The sequence below is a fragment of the Aquimarina algiphila genome, from assembly GCF_007489275.1.
Classification (GTDB): domain Bacteria; phylum Bacteroidota; class Bacteroidia; order Flavobacteriales; family Flavobacteriaceae; genus Aquimarina; species Aquimarina algiphila.
Map to the genome: position 1 here is coordinate 1 of NZ_VLNR01000169.1, position 1166 is coordinate 1166.

The window sequence follows — 1166 nt, forward strand, 5'->3', positions numbered from 1 at the left end:
CAAGAATTAAGTATTGATGCAGATATCAGGCCTCGGTTAGAATATTTAAATGGTTTTGGAAGCCTTTTACCAGATGGAGTTGATGCAGGATTATTTGTACAACAACGTTCGCGTTTAAAATTTGGATATACAACAGATAAATTCTCTACCTACCTAAGTGTTCAGGATGTTAGCGTTTGGGGGGATACTCCACAAATCGCAGCAGCAGATAACAATAATAGCTTTTCTCTGGCACAGGCATGGATAGATTTTAAATTCGGAAGTGGATGGTCCACCAAACTAGGAAGACAAGCCTTATCTTATGATGATCAACGAATTTTTGGAGGTTTAGATTGGGCAATGCAAGGACGTTTTCATGATGCAGCTCTACTTAAATACTCCAAAGAAGGATTTAAATTTGATCTTGGAGTTGCATTTAATCAAAATGGTGTGAGTAGACAAACGACATTATTTGATCCTAATAATGCAGGTAATGCAAGAGCTGTTTTTGATTATAAAGGAATGGTATATGCCTGGTTACATAAAGACTGGGAGAAATTCTCTGCAAGTGTATTGGTTGCAAATAACTCCTATCAAAATTTGGGAGATGATGGTCAAACTCCGGTGGATGGAAATGTGAATCGTCAAACTTTTGGAACACACCTAGTAGCCAAACCAACCAAAGGACTCTCGATAGCAGCAAACGTATATGGACAAACAGGAGAATTTACAGAAGATATTGATCTATCAGCATACAATGCTATGCTAGAAGTAACATATAAACCAGGAAAAACACTTTTTGGACTTGGATTTGAAACTTTAAGTGGTGATGAAAACGGAGGTACAGATGGAGAAATCGAATCGTTCTTTCCTATTTTTGGTACCAATCATAAATTTAATGGGTATATGGATTATTTCTACGTAGGAAATCATGCCAATAATGTTGGACTCAATGATATTTATGCCAAAACAGTGATAAAAACCGGTGAAAAATCTAGCCTGCTACTCAAAGCTCATTATTTCTCTGGAGCCGAAAGCCTGGGAGATAATGTAGATGATTACCTGGGAACTGAAATAGATATTGTATTTACACAAAAACTATTAGCTTTTGCAACACTTAAAATAGGATACTCTCATATGTTTGCCTCTGATTCTATGGAAATACTTAAAGGAGTACCTGAACCTGC

The 1166-nt window shown here is 36.7% G+C and carries 1 protein-coding gene; it reads left to right on the plus strand.

All coding sequences use genetic code 11. From position 1 onward, the window contains the following. The coding region (locus FOF46_RS30890) for an alginate export family protein (RefSeq protein ID WP_109435467.1) at window positions 1–1166 on the plus strand (1166 nt) is incomplete at both ends.